This is a genomic window from Brakhagea slesvicensis, from assembly GCF_052161625.1.
Classification (GTDB): Bacteria; Planctomycetota; Planctomycetia; order Pirellulales; family Pirellulaceae; genus JBKCUI01.
This window is the reverse complement of the sequence record NZ_CP197412.1, coordinates 4,708,162-4,726,720: the sequence shown is the minus strand read 5'-3', so window position 1 is coordinate 4,726,720 and position 18,559 is coordinate 4,708,162. Positions and strand designations below refer to the sequence as shown.

Here is an 18,559-nt window from a genome sequence, read left to right as displayed (position 1 = left end):
AGCATTCAAATGGGCGTTTTTCGGATCGCAAGCATTAGGACCACGCCGTGCGAGTCGACGAACCACCGATTCATCCTCCCGTCATCTCGCCCGACCTGGATTCGGACTGGGAGCGGGCGCGGCCTGAGACCGAGCTCCCCTGTCCTGCGTGTGGCTCTCCCCGTCAACAGGGAGCGCGTTTTTGCACGGCGTGTGGCGTTCCTTTTGCTGCGTCTACGAAGGATGACAAACCCTTCGATGGCAAACCAGTTGTCCTCGAATCATCCGTCCTCGATCGGGCGGTAGAGGAATCGGCGAATCCTGAGGATTCCAGTGGTACCAGTTTCCACTGCGACAACTGCGGGGCGGATGTTGACGTACCTCCAGGCGGAAACAGTTTGCGTTGTCCGTTTTGCGATTCGACGTACGTCATCGAACTGTCGGTCGAAAAACGCCGAACGCTGCGCCCCGAGTTCGTCATCGGATTTGCGATCACCAGGGAGCGTGCCCTCGAGCTCTTCTTCGAATGGCTTGGGAGAAACAGTTTGTTTCGGCCCGGGGATTTGAAGGCCCGTTCATTCACCGATAAGCAGCAGGGGATCTACCTCCCCTTTTGGCATTTCTCGATGATTGCAGAAAGTCGCTGGCGAGCTCAAATCGGCGAGTTCTGGTATCGTACCGAAACCTACCGTGTTAAGAATTCGAAAGGGCAATGGGAGACGCGGACTCGCCAAGTTCGCGAGACCGAATGGTGGCCGCTCTCGGGAGAGTATCGCAAGTATTACTCGGGATACATGGTTTCTGCGTCCAAGGGACTGCCCCACGCGGAATCGCTTAAAATCCAGCCTTACCAGTTGACGCACTTGATGCGCTATCGCCCAGATTACCTCGCGGGTTGGTTGGTCGAGGAGTATTCCGTGTCCAAGGACGAAGCGTTGACGACAACCACTCAAGAATTTCGTGAGCGAGAGAAGCGAGGCATTGCAAGTTTCCTGCCGGGAGATACCTACCAAAGCTTGGAGGTCGCGACCGAATTGGATGTGGGAGGAACGGATCTCGTACTTCTTCCAGTTCACATCTTGACGTATCGGTATCGCGATCGAGTTTTTCGCTTTTTGGTCAATGGCCAAACAGGCAAGGTTTACGGCGAAAAGCCATGGTCCAAGACACGGATCACCGTTGCGATCCTTGCAGGCGCAATTTTGCTTGTGCTCCTTATCGTGGTTGTGGTCCTTTTGACCCATCCGAGAATAGGTGCGTAATGCTCGAGTCGCGATGCGGTGTCTGTCGAAGTTTTTTAGACGAAGAGGATTTGTTCTGCTGCAATTGCGGCACAGAGAATCCCTCCGGCGTCGATGGAGTCGGGATTGGGGTTGCCCCAAAAACGGCTCAAGCCAAAGAAGGGGTCCTTCGCTTTCAGTGTTCCCAGTGCGGTGCATCGATGAGTTATGATCCATCGGCTCGCCAGCTTCGATGCCCATTCTGCGGAAGTGAAGCCATGCAGTCGCGACCTAGCGCACGCACACTGGAGCCGCATGTGGTGGTCCCATTCCAGGTCGATGCATCGCAGGTCGAAGCGATGATACGCGAATGGTTGGGTAGAGGATTCTGGCGTCCAAACGATGCTGCGGAGGCTTCGGTAATCAGCAAGGTCACGGCCGTTTACGTGCCATTTTGGGTATTCTCCGCAGAGGTGGAAACCGCTTGGACCGCCGATACATCGCAGGTCCCCGCTGGAGCGCGGGGGAATTGGCGGCCTGTCGCAGGTACTTCGCAACGTCGATATGATTCCATCCTCGTGGGTGCCAGCGGAATACTCACGCCGCAGGAAGTCCAAGAAATTGCTCCGTTCGATTTATCCGCTGGAGTTGGGCCCGATGAAATCGATTTGGTTCACGCGATCGTTGAAGAGTTCCGAGTGACCAAACGCGATGCGCGGGCCATGGCGAGAGCTGCGATCGATCGCATTGTCGCCGAGGAAGTCCGGGTACGAATATCAGGGTCCGCACGCAATATTCATGTCAACAATCGCGTGCAGGGAATGTCGAGCCTGCCGGCGTTGCTGCCGGTATGGATCATGGCTTACCAGTACAAAGAAAAGCCTTACCGCGTTTTGGTCAATGGTCAAACACGGGAAGTGTACGGTATCGCTCCGTTCTCCAATGCCAAGCTCGCCCTCGTAATCGTCCTGATCTTCGCCGCCATCCTTGTGCTCATTGCTGTCGTCGTCATTGGTTCGATCGCGTCCCACCATTTGTAACAACGCCACGATTGGCTCTTTTCGTTCGGTGCGACTGCGACCATCATCCCTTTCATTAACCCAAAGCTAACCCGTCTCGAATGGCTAAAAAAGGATCCCAAAACCAACCGATGCTCCTCGGCTTCGATGCGATCGAGTCCCAAGCACCGAATTCCACTCCACCCCATTCGCCACTTCCATCGAATGCGTCAGTCCCAACTACTGCGCCAAGTTCCCAGTTGCATTCGAGTTCGGAGGTGGTTGCCAAGCCGGTAGTTGCCGAATCAGTCGTTGCCGAATCGTTGGTTGACGAATCGACGGCCGAACCTGCTCGATCCTCGCACGATTTCCCCCGCGAAGGGGACATTGTGGTTTTGGTCGACTCCCACTCGTTGATCTACCAAGTCTTTCATGCGCTTCCATCGATGACCAATCCACACGGCCAAGAAGTGGGGGCTGTGCAAGGCTTCCTGCGCGACATCGCTAATTTACGGCAACAGTGGAAGCCTGAATTTCTCGTGTGTGCCTTTGATGCATCGGAGATCACCTTTCGCAATGAGCTTTATGATCAATACAAAGCTCACCGAGAGTCGATGCCCGATGCGCTGCGCGATCAGATCGGCATGATCCACCGATGCCTTGAAACGCTCGCGATACCCATGATATCCCTACCGGGCTACGAGGCAGACGACATTCTCGCGACGCTCGCCAAGCAAGCTTCGGATCGGGGGGCTCGCGTCCTCCTGGTGACGAGTGACAAAGATTGCAGGCAACTGCTTAACGATCGAGTCCAGATGCTCAATGTGCGCAAGAACGAACTCTTCGGTGCACCCGAGCTGATGGCGACGTGGGGAATCCGTCCCGAGCAAGTTGTCGATTTCCAATCGCTCGTCGGTGATTCGGTTGACAATGTACCTGGCGTTCCCATGATTGGGCCGAAAGCCGCCCAGCAATTGTTGGAACAGTTCGGGGACTTGGACAGCATTCTCGCGAATGTTGACCAAGTCGCAGGGGAGAAGAAGAAGGAGAACCTTAGGACTCACCGAGACAAAGCGTTGTTGAGTCGCGAACTGGTCCGCCTGAAGGTTGATTGCGAACTCCCTCTCCAATGGTCTCAGATGAGGCCGGGCCGCTTCGACCGCGATACCGCAACGCAACTCTTTCAAGACTTGGGAATGAGGAGGATCGCCGAAGTATATCTCGCACATTCCACCGAGTCCCCCACAACCACGGAACCAACGGCTTCACTGTCCTGGGAGGGGTATCGCACCGTGGACACCGTCGAGGCATTGGCAAGCCTTTTGAAGCAGATTGGGAAAAGCTCGATTGTTTCCGTGGATACCGAGACGACCTCCACGCGAGCTCGCGACGCCGAATTGGTGGGTATTAGTTTGTGTTGGGGAGCGGGACAAGCTGCGTACATTCCGATCCTGGGGCCTGCCGGCGAGACGATCATTCGCCTCGAGGATGCCCGAACCCTATTGGCTCCATGGTTCGCCGATCCGTCGAGAGCCTTCCTGGGGCAAAACATCAAATACGATGCGGTCGTCCTTCGTTCACATGGTCTGCCAATCGCAAACGTCGTTTTCGATACGATGGTCGCAGACTATTTGCTCGATGCGGGGGGGAGAAACCACGACTTGGACGAATTGGCCAAGCGTTGGCTGGGGCACGTCAACATCCCCATCACCGAATTGATTGGCACCGGCAAGAATCAGATCACGATGGATCAAGTCCCGGTGGAAAAGGTATCTCGCTATGCCTGTGAAGATGTCGATGTTCCCTATCGGCTTTACGAGCCAATGAAAGAACGATTGAAGAACGAGAGTTTGAGCTCCGTGATGGATCGGTTGGAACTCCCCCTCATTCAAGTCCTCGCGGGGATGGAGTACGAGGGGATTCGAATCTCGACAGAACGATTGAGGGAGCTGAGCTCGACATTTGAAGTGCGGCTGTTGCAACTTTTTGACGAGATCATGCAGATCGCGGGAGAGTCTTTCAATCCGGACAGCCCCAAACAGCTGGCGGGCATCCTTTTCGAAAGGCTTCAGTTGCGAGTAGTGAAGAGGACAAAAACAGGTCCCAGCACCGACGCAGAAGTGCTGGAAGAGTTGGCGGCCGAACATCCGCTGCCAGCGAAGATCCTCGAGTATCGGCAGTTCACCAAGCTGAAGAACACGTATGTCGATGCGCTGCCCAAGCTCGTTTCTGCGCGAACCGGACGACTTCATACCTCCTTTCGACAAGACATCGCGGCCACGGGGCGATTAAGCAGCGTCGAGCCCAATCTGCAGAACATTCCTGTGCGAACAGCCGAGGGACGCTCGATTCGCTCCGCGTTCTTGGCGCGCGAGGAGGGTTGGTCGTTGGTCGCTGCCGACTATTCGCAAATCGAATTGCGAGTACTCGCCCATTTCTCGCAAGACGCGAGCATGACCAACGCGTTCGTGGAAGATGAGGACATCCACGCGCGCGTAGCATCCGAGGTGCACGGCATCCCAATCGATCAAGTCACTTCGGAGATGCGACGATCGGCCAAGGCCGTGAATTTTGGAATCCTCTACGGACAGAGCGCATTTGGTTTAGCGAAATCACTGGGAATTGCACGGGGGGACGCCAGCGATTTCATCGACCGATATTTTGATCGCTACCCATCGGTCCGAGGATTTATCAGCGACACACTGGTGCAGTGCCGACGCGATGGCTACGTCACCACCATGTCCGGACGCAAGCGATACTTGAAAGGATTGCGGGACTTTCCAAGCTTGCCCGATGTGAAGAAAAAACAACTGCTTGAACCCGAGCGAATGGCGATCAATACCGTTATCCAAGGGAGCGCGGCCGATATGATCAAAATGGCGATGATCGAAATCCACCGTGAACTTCAGCATCGCGACTGGCCTGCGAAGATGATCTTGCAGATCCACGACGAGTTGATTTTTGACTGTCGCGATGACTATCGAGAGGAGTTAGCGCGGTTGGTCCAAACGACGATGACCACGGTCATGCCCCTTCGGGTACCGCTCAAAGTCGATGTCAAAATCGGACGCAATTGGGCGGATTGCGAACCGGTCTAATCCTCCCCTTTCCGGGGGCAAACTCCCGTAGGGTCGCGAATCCAGTCTGTGCATCTTTAGCTCAACGAAATGGGCAACCGGTCCATTCCGACGCGCCAAGCGCTTCCATTTTGACGCAATGGATGGGGCATTTCTGGGTGCGGATTTAAATCTTCGGCTCTGGTATGGCGTTCGCTATGGATGGTGATTGAAGTTTGGGGACCAGCTGCAAACGCGCGAGTCTGGTTCCCACTGAGAGTCAGCACACCATCGATGAAAGAAAGAGCATGATACGAGAAGTAAGCGGCGATATTCTCTTGAGCAAAGCCCAAGCCATCGCGCACGGAGTTGCACCGAATGACCATTTCGATTCCGGCTTGGCGCTGGCGCTGCGAGAGAAATGGCCTTCGATGGCGAAGGACTTTCGGCACTACGCGCACCAAACCCACCCAAAGCCGGGGGAGATTTGGATGTGGGGAGGTGTTGGGGGAGCCCGAATCTTCAATCTGCTGACCCAAGAGGGAGAGATCAATCACGGCTCGCGGCCCGGGAAAGCGACGTTGGCTAACGTCCATCACGCGCTCAAGAGACTGAAGCATGCGGTGGAGAAAGAAGGGATCGAGAGCTTGGCACTCCCTGCGATTGCAACAGGAGTTGGAGGGCTAAGCTGGAACGACGTCCGCCCCCTTCTTTACGACACCCTCGGCGAACTCGATATCCCGATCACCATCTATTCCACTTTTCACGCAGGCGTGGAGGCCAACGAGGAGTGAGTTGAATAGCTACGCCAAAATGTCGCAGTGGACTCATAGCAATCACTGAATGCATTTAATGGCGCATTATGCATCATAAACGTTGACGTGGTTGCAGAAGTTTCCTAGGATGAATTGTGCGCGGAGGCTGCGCATGAGCCTGACTGAAGTAGGGGGGTGCGAGAGATCGCCCACGCCGAGGCCAGCGGGCAGTCATTCATTCATTGATAGGGAGACATGCATGAGACGGATTCATTCCAGGGCTGGCTTCACGCTGGTGGAGCTTTTGGTGGTAATCGCCATCATTGGTATTTTGGTTGGGCTGCTCTTGCCGGCGGTTCAAGCCGCGCGGGAGGCAGCCAGGCGGATGCAGTGCTCGAACAACATGAAGCAGCTTGGGCTGTCCATGTTCAACTACGAGTCCGCGTATAAAAAATTCCCTGCGCGGATGTACGGGACAACGGGAACGTCCGGGACAACCGTCACGACCAACACCGGAAACATTCTCCACAATTCGGGTCGCGTTTGCGGGTTTGTGGCCCTCCTGCCCTTCTTCGAGCAGGGGAATATGTCCAATCAAATCGATGCAGGAGACTTGGCCAACGGCGTTCAACCAGGCGGTCCGCGTGGCGATTTGAGCTGGGCCCCATGGAATCGCGTTCCTCCAAGTTTGCGATGCCCCTCCGACGGAGGGATCAATCCGACCGCCAAGCACATGAGTTACGCCTTGTCTGTCGGAGACCAAGTGACGGGATTGAACAACAACGGTGCCAATCGGGGAATGTTCGGGCGCATGTTCTGGCGAACGATTGGGCAAATCTCGGATGGAACCAGCAACACGGTCGGAATCAGCGAGCTTCTTTGCCAAGGTCCTACGGGCAATGGTGGGCAAAATGGTTTCGCAGCGGCAGCGAACAGCATTCGAGTCAACATGGCGTACGCGAACAACGTTGCCGGTCTCGGAGCTTCGCCCATCCTTTGCCGAAGCGTTCATAACGGCCGATTTTTCAATGCTGGAACCATCGTCTATGGACGTCGGGGCATCAATTGGACGGATGGGCCTGCTGCCTATTGCGCCTTCAACACCGTTGGTGCACCGAATTCTGCAGGATGCGCTCAGTCAGGGACTTGGGGTGATCAAGCCGTCATGGTTTTGCCGGCTTCTAGCAATCACACCGGTGGAGTCAACGCGGCCATGTGCGATGGTTCGGTTCGATTCTTTAGCAATGCAATCGACACAGGCAATTTGGCGTTGGCACAGCCCTCGGGCGGAACGTCCGTTTACGGAGTTTGGGGGGCTTTGGGATCGGTTTCCGGTGGGGATATTTCGGTTCTCGAGAACTAACCGAGTTCTTGAGCTGCCTGACTGGTTTCACCGTGATCAATGGAAGGATTGTTTAGCGATGATCGAAAGAATTCGGATTCAACATTGGGCGACGCTTATCTTCGCAACGCTCCTATTGAGTGGTTGCACACCGGAAAGCTCCAACCCCAAGACGTATCCTGTTACTGGTACTGTGACCAAAGGTGGGAAGCCCGTTTCTGGCGCGCAAGTCGTGTTTGTTTCGGTAGAGCAGAATGGTCAAAGCGCTTTCGCGACGACGGATAGCGGCGGCAAGTACCAATTGATGACGTTCGAGCCCAACGATGGAGCGGTACCTGGTACCTACGTGATCAAGGTTTCCAAATACGAAGAGGGTGCAACCCCTCCAAGTGGCGAAACGAGAAACCTGACGCCGGAGGAAGAAGAAAAGCTTTACAACCCGGATGAGAAGGCCCCTCCGCCCCCGAAAAACGAGCTGCCAGAGAAATATGCCAGCGAGGTGACTTCTGGGTTCAAGCATACCGTGCCGACGGCCGCCTCGACATTCGATATGGATTTGAAATAACAACTCGCTCGAAACCGTTGCGAATCCACACGGAGAGGAAGCCCTCTGACTTCCTCCCCAGGGGGTTCCGTCGAGCGAGACATCGGGCAAGTCCAAGATGTTGATTTTTTCAACCATCGATACAAACGCCCCTTCTTTGCATCAAGCATCCTAATGTAGCCTACCCGAAGGCTTTCTTGAGGAATATGCATCGCCGTTTATCGGTGCAATGACGTCCCTTATCGGGCTTTTCCCCCTTTGCGATTCCCAATCCCGTGCATTTCATTGCTCAGCCCCCACGGGACGCTCCTAAAGGTTGAATATCTCCCCTAGAGATTGACTCTACGGTACAGAACGCCTAATATCTGTATTCAGACTGGTGCGCGCGAGCAGTGAGATCCTCTCAGGATCGGTTTGGTCCTTCAGTAAGGGCATCGCACGAGGTCAGTAGTTTTTCATTCTTTTCGGGGAACGCATATGAAACGGATTCACGTCAAGCAGGGTTTTACCCTGGTCGAGCTCTTGGTGGTTATCGCCATCATCGGCATTTTGGTAGGGTTGTTGTTGCCTGCGGTGCAGGCAGCTCGCGAAGCAGCCCGACGCATGCAATGCTCCAATTCGGTCAAGCAGCTTTCGCTGGCTTTGCACAATTACGAAAGCGCCTTTAAGAAGTTTCCGCCTCGAAAGGGTGGTTCGAGCGCACCGTTCATCGGTTCCAATCGGAACAACAGCAACGGCAATCGCCTTTCTGGATTCATCGCTTTGTTGCCTTATGTCGAGCAGACAGCGATGTACGATCAAATTCAAGCCGGGGATCCGTCGGGTGCTTTGGGCTACACCGGCGCGGGCGGTCCTACGGTGGCACCGGGTGGTCCTGCTGCTTGGACAGGTTGGGCTCCCTGGAATCGCTCACCAGGATTCATGGTTTGCCCATCGGATGGACCGACCTTCAATGCACCCACCGCGACCAACATTAACAACTACGCGATGTCGGTAGGTGACAGTGTTGCGGGCACGCGAGACTCGAACAACTTGCGCGGTATTTTCTCGGCATACATTGGAACCACCATCGGTGGTATTTCCGATGGAACGAGCAACACCATTGCATTCAGCGAGCGACTGAAAGCCAACTTCGGCGTAACAACCGTCGTTGCAAATCAGATTGAAAATGCTCACGGTACCGCGATCAATGCAGGGGACGTCGTGAATACTCCCCGAATCTGTTTGACGATGAGCTCGGGCCGATTCTTCAATGCAGGCGTTCAAGTTAAGGGCCGATTCGGCTCTCTTTGGACGGATGGTCAATCCGAGCGAGTTGCCTTCAACACGGTTTTGGCACCGAATTCTCCCAGCTGCACGAACGATGCAGACGGAAACGCAGATTCGGTCAACCTTGTCATCTCGCCGAGCAGCCGCCATACTGGCGGAGTCAACGCAGGTCTTGCTGACGGTTCGGTCCGCTTCATCAGTGGCCAAATCGACACGGGCAACACCAACGTTGCTCAGCCCGCAGGTGGCCCCAGCAACTACGGTGCTTGGGGTGCCCTCGGATCGAAGTCTGGTGGTGATATCACCGCTGGCAACGATTAGTGCTTAGGCTCACAACGTTTTAACATTTCCGGCGTGGGTCCTGCTCACGCCTTTTTCGTAAACCTCCCGAGCATTGATGATGAAACTACCCTGTTTTTTAATTGCGTTGTGCACGACGATCGCGTTCTTTTCCGGTTGTGGAGGCGACTCAGGCCGTCCCAAAACGTACAAAACGACTGGTTCTGTCAAAGTGAATGGTAAGCCGATCGAAGGCGCTGTTGTCACCTTTCAGCTGAGCGGTGGTAAGGAGAATGCAATCGGTTCGACCGACGCCAACGGCGAATTCGCCCTGTCGATGTTCGCGCCAGGCGATGGTGCTGTCGAAGGTCAGTACAATGTGGCGATCGCCAAGCATACGACCCCTCCTCCAGCCCCGACGTCTTCTGGTGCGCCGGGGGTGATTGCAAGCGGAGATCTTGGTTCTGATTATGCCCCTCCAGCCTCCAGCGCTGCAAGTGGCGGGGACAAGGGACCTAAGAGTCCCATCCCCGATAAATATTCAAACGACCAAACGTCTGGTCTTCGAGCAACCATCTCCCCTGCGGGTCCAAACCGATTCGATTTCGATTTGAAGTAGATCGGTTCTGCAACGCAGAAATTCACACGGCCCCGATTTTATCGGGGCCGTTTTCGTTTTCGCGTTTTCGAGGCGAAGGAGTCCGATTCGCCCCGGCTATCCCAGGATTTAACCTAGAGTCCCCTTCGAGCTGGGGATGCCTGTTTGTCGGGGATCCAATTCGATCGCAGATCGAATAGCGCGTGCGGTCCCCTTGAAGATCGCTTCAGCAATGTGGTGTGTGTTTCGGCCATAATGAAGCAACACATGGAGATTGCATCCCGCGTTGGCTGCAAACGATTGCCAAAAGTCTTCCACCAACTCGCTGTCGAAGTCCCCGATCTTCGGCGATGGCATGGCGGCTTGGAATACCACAAAAGTCCTACCGCTAAAATCGACTGCTGTGGTGACAAGCGTTTCCTCCATCGGGAGTGTCATATGCCCATAGCGGCGGATACCCGACTTATCTCCGAGCGCTTGCCGAAAGGCCATGCCTAAGCAAATTCCGATATCTTCGGTGGTATGGTGGGCGTCGATGTGCAAATCTCCCGCCGCTTTCACTTTGAGATCGATCAGCGAATGCTTGGCAAACAAGACCAGCATATGGTCCAGAAAGCCAACCCCTGTTTCGATGGAGTTCTTTCCCACACCGTCCAAGTGGACCTCGAGCTGAATCGAGGTTTCAGCTGTTTTGCGATCAATGGTGGCTACGCGTTGTGGCATATCTGCACTTTGGAGTAGGACTGGGAAAACGGGAGCACAGTTCGGAAAACGCCAACTAGACGTCGAGATTTCGAACTTCTAGCGCGTGCTTCTCGATGAATTCTCTTCGCGGTTCGACTTTATCACCCATCAGCACTCGAAACATTTCGTCTGCCGCAGCAGCATCCGTCAATTGGACCTTCACCATGGTTCGGCAGGAAGGATTGAGCGTCGTATCCCGAAGCTCTTCCGCGTTCATTTCACCGAGTCCCTTAAAGCGAGTAATCGTCAATCCGCGGCGGCCTGATTCACGAATGGCCGGCAGCAGCGCTCGCAAATCTTCCAAGCCGATATTGTTCTCATCCCTGACTAGCTTGAATCGCGAGTCGGTAGAGCCGGTTCGATCTTTGGGGATGAGGTCCTCGATGGAAAACCCGTACTCCGCGAGTTCTTTCAAGCCGGTGTTGATCGTGCGGACCTCAAAAAGCTCTGCGATGTGAGCCACTGGACCGGTTGGGACATCGCTCGGTGCATCAGGGAGGAGCGCCGGGCCCTCCGCAGTAGTCGATTCGTCGACCAAGATTTTTCTGGAGGCCAAAAACTCGTCGAGTTTGTCGCGTGTAACAAACCAGTGATCTTCCACTCCCATGTCGAGATGGAAAACAGGAAGCCGCCCGGTCTCGACCTCCATCCGTTCGGCGTGCATTCGAAGTGAAATACCGCGTTTTTCCAAGTTCAGTAGCGCGTCTTCCATGGCCGATAAGGTCGCGCAAAGCTTTCGCATGCGGTCCCCCTCGAACGAATTGCCGCGATCGTCGATGAATTGGCTGTCGGTGAGCCCTCGCTCCTGCAACTGCTGCTTCATCTCATCTTCGGACTGGACATAGTACTTTTCTTTTTTGCCACGAACGACCCGATAAAGGGGAGGCTGTGCCAAATAGACGTGGCCCCCCGCGACCAATTGATACATCTGTCGATAGAAGAAGCAAAGGAGCAGAGTCCGGATGTGGGAACCATCGATGTCGGCGTCAGTCATGATGATAATGCGGTTGTACCGACGTTTGGCGACATCCTGATCCGCCCCAATCCCGCTGCCGATCGCCTGGATCATGCTCATGACTTCTTCGTTCGCCAAGACCTTGTCTTCGCGGCTCTTGTACGCGTTGATGATCTTTCCTCGCAGTGGAAGGATGGCTTGCGTATCGCGGAATCGTCCTCCTTCCGCACTGCCACCTGCCGAGTCACCTTCCACTAGGTACAACTCGCATTCTTCCATTTTGTTGCTGATGCAGTCCCGGAGTTTGCCGGGTAACCCGCCTCCTCCGAGCACATCTTTTCGTTTGCGAAGGGCATCTTTTGCTTTGCGAGCGGCCTCCCTCGCTTCGGCAGCGAGCTGTCCCTTTCGAACCAAAAGCTTCGCATTTTTGGGGTTCTCTTCGAGATACTTCGTGAGCGCTTCGCCAACGACCGAATTGACGATCCCCTCGACTTCGCTATTCCCAAGCTTCGTCTTGGTTTGCCCCTCGAATTGCGGATGGCCGACCCGAACGCTAATCACACAGGTGAGACCTTCACGAAGGTCGTCTCCGGTCGGAACCAGATCTTTGAACAGGTTTTCTTTCTTCCCGTACGCGTTCAACGATCGCGTGAGAGCGGCTCGGAAACCGGAAACGTGAGTCCCCCCCTCGCGCGTACTGATGTTGTTGCAGTAGGAATGAAGGTTTTCGGTGTACTCCTCCGAATATTGAAAAGCGATGGAGTACGAAAAGTCGTCCTTGCTCCCCTGAATCAGAATTACGTCTTTGTGGACCACATCGCTCGCGCGATTCAAGTGCTCGACGAACTCGATAATGCCTCGTTCGTAGTAAAACTCATCCGCTTGGGTGGACCTGTCGTCTCTGACCTTGATCCGTACCCCGCTGTTGAGGAACGCGAGTTCCTGCAGACGCTTGACCAGCGTATCGTAGGAATACTTGGTGTTCGGGAAAATCTGTCCATCCGGCTTGAACGTCGTCTTCGTTCCTCGCTTGGTCGTGGTTCCCGCTTCGCGGACAGGACCGGTCGAGACCCCTCGCTCGTAGGACTGGGTGTAAATTTTTCCATTGCGACAAACCTCAACCTCGCACCACTGCGAGAGGAAGTTCACGACCGTCACCCCGACGCCGTGCAGCCCCCCTGAAGTTTGGTAGGCCTTCTTTTCGAATTTACCGCCGAATTTCAAGACCGTCATGACCCCTTCCAAGGTCGAGATTTCGCGCTGCAACATCTCTGAAAGCTGCGCGTGCCGGTCGGTCGGGATCCCCCGGCCATCATCCTCGACCGTTACCGACCCGTCTGAATTAATGGTGACCGAAACGCTTTTCGCGTGACCAGCCATCGCCTCGTCAATCGAGTTGTCCACCACTTCGTAAACCAAATGGTGGAGTCCGTTGAGTGTCGTGTCCCCGATATACATCCCGGGACGCTCTCGAACGTGCTCGAGATCGCTTAGGTGTTTTAGATCGTCCCCCGTGTACCCCCCCTCGGTGCCAAGTCCCGCCAAAACGATGTTTTCTGTCTTTTCCAAGTCGAAGTTTTGGTCGCCGGATGCGTTCATGGGGTATCCAAATCAAACGAGGTAGATCGACCCCTGAACCTCAAAATGGAGGCCTGTCGTCGACCGTTGCAAGAGGGCTGGATTCTACACGAAATTCCAGCGCTTGTCGCTCCCAACTGGAGCTTATCGAAGGGACTTGCAAAGGGCCAAACTGCGGTTGAGCAATTCGCGCACCTTGACCGCTTTAAGCTTCTTTTCTTCGTGTTCCAATAAGAACGTATTGCCCGCAGCCGAGAACGACTTGATCCCCTCCCCTTGAATCGCCAAACGCCGGGAGGAAGTGAGGAAACTGCAAACCTGATCCTCGGGATCGCCAAGGATGCGATAGCGATCAGAAAAAGCGGGATCGTCGGGGAGCTCAATCGATTTCCTACCGAACCATTTCCCCAGCTTGAGCCCCCAAGTCTTAGGAACAATCTCGATATAAGGAGCCCGAACCCCTCGGTCGGTGACTAAGGAGAGGACATAGTTGCGAGTCGATTTGTTCTTGCCACTCCCGCTGACCGTCTGGAAATCGAACAAGACGACTCGGGTCTGCCCATCGTCGATCGTTATCGTCCATCCGGCCGTCTGACGATCCCCCCGGCGTGAGAAAGGGAAGCCCCCAAACAGACTGCGGTCGTCCCCTGGAAGCTCTTCATGCAACTCAAGCCCAAGTTCCTCCGCAAAAGCCCGCAGCTTCTCTCGGCGACGCTTCTCCACCCAGTACTGAAGAAGCCAAGCCACGCCGATCGCAGACAAAACAAGAATCGGAGCTATCCACTGCTGCATACAACCTCACAACCTCGAGAACCAATTCCAGCTCCATCAACCCGGCGGCCAGGACATGGAACGCCCTCCAAGCACATGATAATGAATGTGCTCGACCGATTGACCACCGTCCCGCCCAATATTCGTCACAACGCGATAACCTGTCTCGTCCAACTGAAGTTGCTTTGCAACCACCTGAATCACCCTCTGCAAATGCCCAAGCAATGCGACATCCGAATCGGCCGCATGGGCTAGGGACTGTATCGGCTGCTTAGGAATAACAAGCACATGCACCGGAGCCTGGGGTTGCACATCGTGAAATGCCAAGGCTAGATCGTCCTCGTACACGATCTTCGCTGGGATTTCCTTCCGAATAATTTTGCTAAAAACCGTTTCTGGCATCTTCCATCCAAAGTCTGTGGTTGTTGAAGTCGTGACTGCTGTGGAACCCATCGGAACGCAATAGGGTCTTAAATGCCCTCAATGATCCCGGTGCTGTCACCGAATTGCTCGGCTTCCAGCCCCATCTTTCGCAGCATCGTGAGGTACAAATTGCAAAGTGGCACCATCCCGTCGACCGCGATGTGCTGGCCGCTCTGTAGCGAGCCCCCTCCTTTGCCTCCGAGCAAGATTGGAAGATTGTCGGGATCGTGCCGATTGCCATCGGACATGCTCGACCCAAAAACAACCATGCTGTTATCAAGCAACGTCGATTCTCCTTCTCGGATGTCTCGCATCTTTTTCAGCATCCTCGCGAATTGCTCGGTGTGCCAACGATTGATCCTTTGATATTGCCCGATTTTATCTTCGTTGTTCTCGTGGTGGGACAACTCGTGATGCCCGCCCTTGACTCCATCGAGGAAGGAGAAGTTTCTCCCCGACACATCGTTTGCGAACATCAAAGAACAAACTCGAGTGGAGTCGGATTGAAACGCGAGGACGATCAAATCCATCATGATGGCAATGTGATCGCGAAAATCGACAGGCACACCTGGCTTGGACTGCTGAATGGTCGACTCGTCCAAGTGGGGAGCCCAATCGGTTTTCCCCTTTTGCATGGTGAACTCGATCCGCTTCTCGACACCACGCACCGAATCAAGGAACTCATCCATCTTGAATTGGTCATCTCGCCCTAGCCTCTTCCGTAACGACTTGGCATCCTCCAAAACGTAATCCAATAAATGGTTGTACGACTCGGCTCTCTCACTGTCCGCGGTAATCGATTTTCCAAACAACCGTTCGTAAACGAGTCGCGGATTGATTTCCTTGGCGACCGGTCGCGTCGCCGATTGCCAGGAGATATGGGATCCGTACAACCTGGTGTAGCCGACGTTGCTGTCGATACCGCTGATGACCGGTTCGGTTCCGAGCTCCAGAGAAGGAAGCGGGGTGAAGGAACTGGTGTGCTGCGCGATGAGCTGGTCAACGGAAATACCGCCGGAGCTGATATCCTTCCCGGTTGTTTTCGCAACCGGGAGTCCAGTCAGGAAGTTGGCGGTTTTTGCATAATGCCCGTCCCCTCCATGGCTGTTTTTTTTGTCCAAACCACTCAGCACGAGCACGCTATCCTTTACGTCCGCAAGCGGCTCGAGAGATGGACTTAGCAGATAGTCCTTTCCTTTTGACTCGGGGACCCATGCCTTTTCCCAAACACCGTTGGGGAAGTAAATGAACGCTGTGCGAATAGGCGGAACGACCGTCGACGCCCCCCTCGCTCGCGTCGGGACGGCCGACTCCATCCAGGGGAGAGCCAACGCGACAGAACAACCTCGCAGGAATCGACGTCGGGTAGGCATTGTTGGGTTCATCATGATCTTGCGAAGCTATTTGTTCGAGTTGCTGTAGTAACGGTGTTGGAACGCGTAGGACAAGAATATTTCTTCGAGGATTACCGAGGCCCGTGCCTCCTTGTGAAGTCTTTCGACACTCTTGTCGATAACGCATTGATCGAATTTGCTCAATTCTCTTCCTAACGCAAATCCAACCATCTTGCGGGATACATGGCGGTAAAACTCATCCTTTCGGTCCAGTAGAACCTTCTTCAATCCGGCAGATCCCAGGAATGTCTCACCCGACGGGAGCTTGCCCTCCGAATCGACTTTCTGGCCGTTGTCCTCGGTTCGCCAGCGTCCAATCGCGTCGAAGTTCTCCAAGCCAAATCCAAGTGGGTCCATTCGATCATGGCATGAGGCGCATTCCGGATTCTCTCGATGCTTTTCCAGACGCTGCCTCAAAGTCAAATTGTTGGGACCATGGTCATTCTCCTCCAATGCCGGGACATTGGGCGGAGGTGGCGGCACCTTGGCTCCCAACACATCCTCGAGTATCCATCGTCCCCGCAGCACAGGACTGGTTCGTCGAGGATACGATGTCTTGATCAGCACCCCAGCCATGGTCGTCACGCCCCCCCGATGCTTACCGTCGGCAGGCAAATCTACGCGGGCCCAGTCTTCTCCACCCGACCATGGTAGTCCATAGTGATTCGCAAGCCGCTCGTTGAGCACGAGATAGTCCGAATCCAGCAGATCCGTCAACGGTCTGCCTTCGCGGAAAACACCGCTTACAAACCGCACCACCTCCTCTCGGGCTGCCTTCGATAGATCTTCGTCATACTGGGGATACACCTCTGCATCGGGCTTGATCTGCATCAAGTCTCGCAGTCCCAGCCACTGCATACCGAAGTTCTCGCCGAGAGACCGCGCTCTGTCATCGAGCAGCATACGGTTCAATTGACCTCGGATCATCTCGGGATCGAAGAGGCGATTTTCATCTGCGAGCTGAAGTAGCGTTGCATCCGGAATCGAAGACCAAACCACAAGCCCCATCCGCATGGCGAACTGGTGGGGCGTCAACCGTTGTACTCCGGACGCTTCCGGTTCGGGTTCGTTGACGAACAAGAACTGAGGCGATAGCAAGATCGCTTTGAACGCTTGCTGAATGCCTTGCAAATGTCGGCCGGAATCTCCGCCCGATGTCGCATACAATCCCATCAACTTCTCGATGTCCGCATCGACAATGGGACGCCTCCATGCAAGCCGAGCGAATTGCCGAAGACTCCGATCTGCAGCAATCCGCTGGGCCCCTAGTGAATCGTCCTGGGGAAGGCTGAGAATCGGGGTGCCCGTCACGGTCTGAAAATGGGATGCAACCTCGACGATTTGCTTGGAGGAAAAGACCCGGTCGATCGCAAATTCAGTAGCTCGAAGATACGCCTCCAAATGAATGGGAGACGTGAAGAGTGAATCGCCAACCGTGTCAAAGCCTTCGCCTCCACCGCCGTCTTCGGGTGGAAGCAACTCGTCTGGTAGCGGCTGACCGGTCAGATCGCGAATGGCGTTGGCGTACTCGGTACGGGTCAACCGCCGACTCATCACGTGCCCGCGATACCAGGCCTGCGTTTCATCTGACGCCAGCTTATTGCACAAGTCCTGATCGGGTCGGGTATCCACCCAACGATGAAAGGCACCTTTTTCGGGATCCGTCAGGCCAGGACTCTTCGGCGGTGGCATCTCATTCAATCGGACGCGAACCGCAACCCGTTCCCAAATATCCCCTCCTTCTACGGCCGATTGCCCATTCGTGTATTTGGAGAGGTCAAATTCACCTTCCGGATTCTCCCCTTCATGACACTTCAAACACTTGCTCTGGATAATCGGCAGGATCTTCTCATCAAACGATTCACGCCACTTTTGCCACTCCTTTTCTTTTTCCATCCCGATGGAACTTGACGAAAGGATCACTGCGAGGGCAAACGCGAAGATCCAAGACATCCAAGGTCTCGAAGGCGATTGCAACGAATTCCAGTCGATGGCGCGATTCAGATCGCTCATTCGTCTTCCGTTGGGTGAGGGGGATGGCGTTGGGTGAGGGGGGTGGGAGGGACGGTTCCATTCGACAACCGCAATCTCAATTGTACACACTACCGCTAGGAATCGGCAAAGCTAGATTTTCTCCGCAGCCTCCTTCTTTTATCGGTCGAGCTGATACAACATGGGGACATTCGCATTCGCCCGACGCACTTTTCGATCACCGCTCCCCTAACACTTACACATTCCCATCGCATGCCTCCTCATCCCAAGGGCAGTTCGACCGCGCCGCGCAGCGGAGGAACGCCATCGCAGGATCCATCGGTTCTCTTCTTTCGATGGGGAATGCTGGTCGTCGGAATGTTGCTTATCTTCGCATCCTTCTTTCTCAAACTCGAGCCTTCGATCCTGCCCAAGGGCTCCGCTGCGGCGTCCGAATTGCTCGCCAAGGTGGGCCTCGTCTTCGTCTGTGCTTGGGTGGCTTGGCCCGCGATTGCGGCCGTCAAACAAGCGCCAGGGGGGATGCTCGTTTTGGTCGGTGGATTCGCGACGGTGATGCTCTTTGTTATGCGCCCACGTACGATTTATCTCACCGGCCCCTTCATCCTCATCGCGGCGATCCTCGCGATCATCGTCGGATGGATTCGCCGTATACGCACCTAAAA

The 18,559-nt window shown here is 54.8% G+C and carries 15 protein-coding genes; 9 read left to right on the top strand and 6 right to left on the bottom strand.

Going from position 1 to position 18,559, the window contains the following annotated elements:
• Window positions 1–47 precede the first annotated feature (47 nt).
• The 8 genes from SH467x_RS17885 to SH467x_RS17850 all read left to right on the top strand — a co-directional run bounded on the left by SH467x_RS17885 (window position 48) and on the right by SH467x_RS17850 (window position 10,061).
• On the top strand, window positions 48–1,241 hold the full coding sequence (locus SH467x_RS17885) for a zinc ribbon domain-containing protein (protein ID WP_482368460.1): 1,194 nt from the start codon (window positions 48–50) through the stop codon (window positions 1,239–1,241).
• Window positions 1,241–2,239, top strand: coding sequence for a TFIIB-type zinc ribbon-containing protein (locus SH467x_RS17880; RefSeq protein ID WP_482368459.1), 999 nt, complete (start codon window positions 1,241–1,243; stop codon window positions 2,237–2,239). Before SH467x_RS17885 ends, SH467x_RS17880 begins: the two co-directional genes overlap by 1 nt.
• An 80-nt stretch (window positions 2,240–2,319) precedes the next feature.
• Window positions 2,320–5,295: a DNA polymerase I gene (gene polA, locus SH467x_RS17875; RefSeq protein ID WP_482368458.1), complete on the top strand. Its 2,976-nt coding sequence runs from the start codon at window positions 2,320–2,322 to the stop codon at window positions 5,293–5,295.
• Window positions 5,296–5,561: 266 nt separating this feature from the next.
• Window positions 5,562–6,047 carry a macro domain-containing protein gene (locus SH467x_RS17870; protein ID WP_482368457.1) on the top strand — a complete coding sequence of 162 codons (486 nt, stop codon included), beginning with the start codon at window positions 5,562–5,564 and terminating at the stop codon, window positions 6,045–6,047.
• A gap of 220 nt (window positions 6,048–6,267) precedes the next feature.
• Window positions 6,268–7,371 carry a DUF1559 family PulG-like putative transporter gene (locus SH467x_RS17865; protein ID WP_482368456.1) on the top strand — a complete coding sequence of 368 codons (1,104 nt, stop codon included), beginning with the start codon at window positions 6,268–6,270 and terminating at the stop codon, window positions 7,369–7,371.
• A 58-nt stretch (window positions 7,372–7,429) separates the two neighbouring features.
• Window positions 7,430–7,915, top strand: a complete 486-nt coding sequence (locus SH467x_RS17860; RefSeq protein WP_482368455.1) for a carboxypeptidase-like regulatory domain-containing protein — start codon at window positions 7,430–7,432, stop codon at window positions 7,913–7,915.
• Between the two features lie 456 nt (window positions 7,916–8,371).
• Entirely contained in the window at window positions 8,372–9,484 is a 1,113-nt protein-coding gene (locus SH467x_RS17855) for a DUF1559 family PulG-like putative transporter (protein WP_482368454.1), read from the top strand.
• Between the two features lie 76 nt (window positions 9,485–9,560).
• Complete coding sequence (locus SH467x_RS17850; protein WP_482368453.1) at window positions 9,561–10,061, top strand: transthyretin-like family protein; 501 nt, start codon at window positions 9,561–9,563, stop codon at window positions 10,059–10,061.
• 108 nt (window positions 10,062–10,169) lie between these two features.
• On the opposite strand, the gene hisB is transcribed toward SH467x_RS17850, so the two are convergent.
• The 6 genes from hisB to SH467x_RS17820 form a co-directional block, all read right to left on the bottom strand.
• Window positions 10,170–10,763: an imidazoleglycerol-phosphate dehydratase HisB gene (gene hisB, locus SH467x_RS17845; protein ID WP_482368452.1), complete on the bottom strand. Its 594-nt coding sequence runs from the start codon at window positions 10,761–10,763 to the stop codon at window positions 10,170–10,172.
• Between the two features lie 55 nt (window positions 10,764–10,818).
• Window positions 10,819–13,338, bottom strand: coding sequence for a DNA gyrase subunit B (locus SH467x_RS17840; RefSeq protein ID WP_482368451.1), 2,520 nt, complete (start codon window positions 13,336–13,338; stop codon window positions 10,819–10,821).
• Between the two features lie 123 nt (window positions 13,339–13,461).
• On the bottom strand, window positions 13,462–14,109 hold the full coding sequence (locus SH467x_RS17835) for a hypothetical protein (protein WP_482368450.1): 648 nt from the start codon (window positions 14,107–14,109) through the stop codon (window positions 13,462–13,464).
• 36 nt (window positions 14,110–14,145) lie between these two features.
• Complete coding sequence (locus SH467x_RS17830) at window positions 14,146–14,490, bottom strand: histidine triad nucleotide-binding protein (protein ID WP_482368449.1); 345 nt, start codon at window positions 14,488–14,490, stop codon at window positions 14,146–14,148.
• Between the two features lie 68 nt (window positions 14,491–14,558).
• Window positions 14,559–15,899 carry a DUF1552 domain-containing protein gene (locus SH467x_RS17825; RefSeq protein ID WP_482368448.1) on the bottom strand — a complete coding sequence of 447 codons (1,341 nt, stop codon included), beginning with the start codon at window positions 15,897–15,899 and terminating at the stop codon, window positions 14,559–14,561.
• 12 nt (window positions 15,900–15,911) lie between these two features.
• Window positions 15,912–17,918, bottom strand: a complete 2,007-nt coding sequence (locus tag SH467x_RS17820) for a DUF1592 domain-containing protein (RefSeq protein ID WP_482368447.1) — start codon at window positions 17,916–17,918, stop codon at window positions 15,912–15,914.
• A gap of 231 nt (window positions 17,919–18,149) precedes the next feature.
• On the opposite strand from SH467x_RS17820, the gene SH467x_RS17815 reads away from it, so the two are divergent.
• Entirely contained in the window at window positions 18,150–18,557 is a 408-nt protein-coding gene (locus tag SH467x_RS17815) for a hypothetical protein (RefSeq protein ID WP_482368446.1), read from the top strand.
• Window positions 18,558–18,559 lie beyond the last annotated feature (2 nt).